We start from the raw sequence: 4,800 nt of genomic DNA, 5'->3' as shown, positions 1-4,800 counted from the left end.
CCTACTCCTACCCCTTCGAGTGCTCCATCTCGTAGACCATCTCCCTCAAACAACAGTAATTCCTCCCCCATTCCAAACCCCTCTCAAGTATCGCCACCTAACAGTACGAGTGGCGAAGATAACAGTAGTGGATCGAGTAATAGTTCACCTTCAACCGCTCCAGGCAGCGGCAGCACGAGCAATGCCGGGAATACAACAGGGGGTGGAAACTCAAACGAACCACTACTTGAGGAGTGTGTTACGACTAGATTTTTTACTCAGGGAGTACCCAATCTTGCCTGCGAGCAGCCATGCCTGAATGAACCACCAAGTCAGTTCATCACTGATTGCCGGGAGTTTATCTCATATCTCTCTCAAGTCTTTATTCCATACTGTGCAAATGACCCCTGTGCATCCGAATGCGAACTCACTCATCTCCTCTTTCCAGAGACCCGCACGGGCACAATAGTGAGTCAAGGATTTGAAAATGCGAACTGCTGACGAGAGTAAGAAATAAATACGGGGCTACTACTCGTCAGAGAGTCCCTTTAAGTGACTGAAGCTTCCGTAGACCACAGAACACCGTTCCCCACTTTTTTTGGCTTTCTTTTTGTCAGATTGAATATCGATATCAAACGTTGAAAGATATCGATCTACCCGCTGATGAAAATTTGAACACTGTTTAAACAACCAGTCTCGTATCTTTGGCAGCTCTTCCTCTGGAATGTTGTCGTAGTGCGTCTGTCCATGAAAATTTGGTAGCGGATCGCCCTCATAGAAGATATTCTGAGAAACCGCTGACATAAAATCTTCCACATCCTCGGCTAACATCTGAAATCCTTCAACAGGTCTCCCCTTTGGGATATAGGCTGCCTTCTTTAACTTCACTCGACCATTAGCAATCTCAACCGCGGAAACCTGATCAAGTGCCGCTAACGTACTCCTTGGATGAAGTGTCGTGCTGATACTTCTAACAAGCTCGTTGAACTCTGAATCAGGTCCTCCCAGCGATAGCACTCTCGGACGGCCTGCCTTGTCTGTAAATCTCTGGTCACGGCGCCACTGCCCAATCACGCGCACGGCAAAATGCATCGTGGTATCGGGCTGCTCTTTCGTCTCTCGTATTCGCTGAACTGCTCTTCTATCAACTCCAGTAAAAGCGCTTACACGACTATTGTTTACCTTTTCACCCCTTCGCTCGAGCTCTTCTTCTGCAACTTCAACAAATACGACACGAGCAACGTCAACGAGCTCATTGAGACCAAGAGAGCGAGAGAGGCAAAAGCGCACGACTGGTCGCAGGATCTGCTGTAAGCACCTGAGCATGGTAGTATGGAGATCGCTCATTTCGCTGCTTCCTCAAAAGACTTGAGTAATATAAACGGCTGAAATGAGTGAGATCTAAAGAGCTGAATGCGCACAAAGTACATCACAGCGGTTTTTCCCTTTACACACCGAGCCTTTCACTAAGAAAAATCTTGAGACTTCTCTGAGAAAACAGCCCTTAGTCCATTCAGATACTACTCAGCCACTTCTGTGTCTATAGTCGTTCATGGGAAAAGCAAGTGAAGAGGCAATGAGCCTCGGAAAAGGGGAAAGTCAGAGGGAAAAAGGCAACCACCTCAATACCTGCATCCACCCAGCATCGAACACGTACTCCTTGATATATCTCGTGATCAGCGAGGAAACGTTCCCTGTGGAATGTACAAACCTAGAACTCTCTCTATCCCTAAGTTCTTAAATCGAACTACCAGCTTTTTACATCCCCCTTCGCCTGTGGGTGAGAGAACGTCATACACGGGAACTTACCAAGGAATGACTGAATCGCAAGAATATAAACACCGAGGAACCCGAGGAATACCCCTACATCAACCACGCCAAATGGAATTGCCTCCGGACTTACCTGTGGCATCACCACCATGTACTTCGTGAGCCACACGCCAGTGAAAATGACCAGCGCTACAATGGAGAATGTAACCGGGTTCTTTTTGATATCCCGACTGAGAAGTAAAATAAAAGGAAGGACAAAGGCACAACCAAATGTGGTATATCCGAGCGCTTTCCATGGAAGCTCTCGAGTTCGAAGGATCAACCACTGAGTCTCTTCAGGCATATTTCCGTACCACTGTGGAAGGAATTGAGAAAAGAACGTGTACCCCCACAACATACAGAAGCCAAAAGTAAGCATCCCGAGATCCCACAACTGTCTACTCCTGAGATGCTTCTGGAACAAGCCGTGTCGTCTTGCGATACAAAACGAAAGTACGGCTAACATTGCCCAAGCGGTATAGATATTGGCCAGAAACTCAAAACCGCCAAACATGTTTGAAAACCAGATAGTATCCATTCCAGAGATCATCTCGGTTGCAAATAGCGTCCATACCACTGCGTAACAAGCCACAAGCACAGGAGCTAAAAAACTCATCCGCTTTTGGAGTGCTAGCGTTTCAGTCGCTTCACCACGCCATCCCTTCGTCAACCTTGCATAGACAACACCGGTCCAGTGAGAATCCTCTGGAAGCTTCTCTCTTGCGACTCCAACATCAGATCGAAGCGAGAGGCGAGTGAAGTACGTCAGTAACCAGAAAAATCCAAAGAACAAGATTCCAAATCGGAGATAAACGAAGTTCGGCTCCATCCAAGCTTCTCGTCCTGGCATCGGGCTGCGCGCCCATGGATAGAGATGCTCTTTACCAAAATACGTAGCTGCCCAAAAAAAGAAGGCCCAGGGGAGGAATGCGATATGGGCCTCAGCGACCCTCCGAATTGGAACGGCCCATAAGGCTCTGACGATCTGAAAAATTGCAGTCGTCATCACTGCCCCTACAGAGAGCCCCATCCAGAAAAGGAGGCTTACGAAATATGTTGCCCACAACAACTTATCTGGATAGTCAGAGAATAGTGCCCAGGAGAACACAGTCACTCCAATAGTTACGCACAACAAGCCAAAAGTACGAGTTGTTCTATTTACTGCGACTGGGGGAGCCTTCAGTGCGCCTTCGATATCAATGTTTGGAACTTCTATATGCATGGTATTCTCAACCTATTTGGTTTGATGCTAAAAAATTACTTATTTGCCATTACCTCTGTAAAATCTGACTGCATCCAACGGATATAATTCACCACATCCCAGTGCTCTCGAAGAGATAACTTGTACCCATACCGCGGCATAACGGCTAGGCCACCAAAGTGGATATAGCTAAAAAGATGTCCATCAGACTTTGAGGGATCCCGCAGATAGGTCTCCGTTACAAGATTCGGACCTGATGTTGCGCCGGCAACGGCTGGGTCAATCGACTTTAAGAACTTTGCCGATCCGCCGTAGGCTGGATCTTCTTTTCCTGTGTACTGCCCATGACACGGCGAGCAATTTACCGCCCAAAGCCTTTTCCCCCGAGAGACTGACTCCGGTGAAGATGGCACTGGATTTTTTAGAGCGGCCCTCGCTGCCCGTCCCTCATCTGTTAAGTTTTTTGACGCAAGCACTGGATCCACATAATACCGGTGTGCTCCAACTGGCACACTGCCCTTGGGAGCAGCTCGCATCACCTCACTCGTCTTAAACTGATCGTGAACCATATCATCATTAAACGGCAGGGCCAGCGCTTCAGCACCTAACGCCAAACAGCACAGCAACGATATCCCGATTCGTAAAAATACCTTATAGACCATCTTGAACCTCGACTTCTTCTGCTCCCGCTTGTTGAAGCTTCAACTGAAGCTCCTCAGTACGACTCGAATCACAACTCACTAATACTCCAAATCTGTCTCGAGAGAACCTTCCATCATATCCTGGCTTGCGTAAGATATTCGGTAACCCACAAAACAGAAAAAGCGCAGCTAGCGTTGCCAGGGCACCAAAGAGAATTGTGCACTCGTAACCGATGACAACAAATCCTGGAACAGAGGTGATTGATTTGGCGCTAACCCGTAATGGATAGTCTAGAGAACAGAGAATGGCGAGTGAGAATCCCGCCGTTAATCCTGTTACCGCCCCGACCCCGGAAAGAAAACGCACAGGACCCCGTGTATCACTCGTGGCGTCATCCAAGTGATGATTTGGCACTGGTGAGTATACTTTGTAGTCGAGTTCCTCAGCTTTCGCGACTTCCACTGCCGCGATAGCGTCATCGAGGTACTCGAAAACACCAACTACGACCTTATTCCCTTTCATGCTCTTCTCATCCTATTTTGATTACAAACTCTACACTTCTCAGTGGTGCTCTAACCTGTTCTTATCGCGGGTTGGCGGCGGAAGAATCATCTTAATCTCCGTAATAGCTACCGCGGGGAAGAATTTGATGAACAAGGTCATCCACATTCCGAACCATCCAAACGCACCAATCGTGATACCGAACTCTACCCAGCTAAAGTTATATCCACCCCAGGCTGACGGAAGGAACTCTCGGGCAAGAGAAGTAAAGATGATATTAAATCGCTCTAGCCACATCCCAATGTTAATAACGATTGAAAGTATAAATAAGTAAGTAATATTCGTGCGGAGAGGCTTATACCAAAGCGAGAGTGGTGCGATACAGTTGCAGAATGTCATTCCCCAGAATGCGGGAGCAAACTCCCCAAAGGGTCGGAACCAAAACTGATATCTTTCAAACATGTTGTTGCTCCACCATGCAGTATAAAACTCAGTGATGTATGCATAAGTTACAATTCCACTCGTAAGCATGATGAGCTTTGACATTGCCTCAAAGTGCTCTTTCCGAACAATTGCATGTAAATTAAAGATATGGCGAAGCGGTATAATCAGAGTGATTACCATGGCAACCCCAGAAAAGATTGCCCCAGCCACAAAATACGGTGGGA

5 protein-coding genes are annotated in these 4,800 nt (G+C 47.4%); all 5 read right to left on the bottom strand.

The window, feature by feature from the left end; genetic code table 11:
* Nucleotides 1-507 precede the first annotated feature (507 nt).
* Nucleotides 508-1,326: a hypothetical protein gene (locus tag EBR25_12415; protein NBW41788.1), complete on the bottom strand. Its 819-nt coding sequence runs from the start codon at nucleotides 1,324-1,326 to the stop codon at nucleotides 508-510.
* 400 nt (nucleotides 1,327-1,726) lie between these two features.
* Complete coding sequence (locus EBR25_12410; protein ID NBW41787.1) at nucleotides 1,727-3,010, bottom strand: hypothetical protein; 1,284 nt, start codon at nucleotides 3,008-3,010, stop codon at nucleotides 1,727-1,729.
* A 35-nt stretch (nucleotides 3,011-3,045) separates the two neighbouring features.
* Nucleotides 3,046-3,651 (bottom strand): hypothetical protein, encoded by a 606-nt coding sequence (locus EBR25_12405; GenBank protein ID NBW41786.1) that lies wholly within the window; start codon nucleotides 3,649-3,651, stop codon nucleotides 3,046-3,048.
* On the bottom strand, nucleotides 3,641-4,153 hold the full coding sequence (locus tag EBR25_12400) for a DUF3341 domain-containing protein (GenBank protein ID NBW41785.1): 513 nt from the start codon (nucleotides 4,151-4,153) through the stop codon (nucleotides 3,641-3,643). Before EBR25_12400 ends, EBR25_12405 begins: the two co-directional genes overlap by 11 nt.
* A gap of 39 nt (nucleotides 4,154-4,192) precedes the next feature.
* Nucleotides 4,193-4,800 (bottom strand): hydrogenase (locus EBR25_12395; GenBank protein ID NBW41784.1); only part of this gene is annotated, 608 nt, incomplete at its 5' end.

The sequence above is a fragment of the bacterium genome (assembly GCA_009926305.1).
In the GTDB taxonomy this organism is placed as follows: Bacteria; Bdellovibrionota_C; UBA2361; order UBA2361; family RFPC01; genus RFPC01.
Note: the sequence above shows the minus strand (reverse complement) of the source record. Positions and strands in the feature narration are given on the sequence as shown.

Bases quoted from the DNA above. Each gene is read 5' to 3' on its own strand.
- EBR25_12415 (NBW41788.1), bottom strand. From the start codon at position 1,326: ATGAGCGATCTCCATACTACCATGCTCAGGTGCTTACAGCAGATCCTG.
- EBR25_12410 (NBW41787.1), bottom strand. From the start codon at position 3,010: ATGCATATAGAAGTTCCAAACATTGATATCGAAGGCGCACTGAAGGCT.
- EBR25_12405 (NBW41786.1), bottom strand. From the start codon at position 3,651: ATGGTCTATAAGGTATTTTTACGAATCGGGATATCGTTGCTGTGCTGT.
- EBR25_12400 (NBW41785.1), bottom strand. From the start codon at position 4,153: ATGAAAGGGAATAAGGTCGTAGTTGGTGTTTTCGAGTACCTCGATGAC.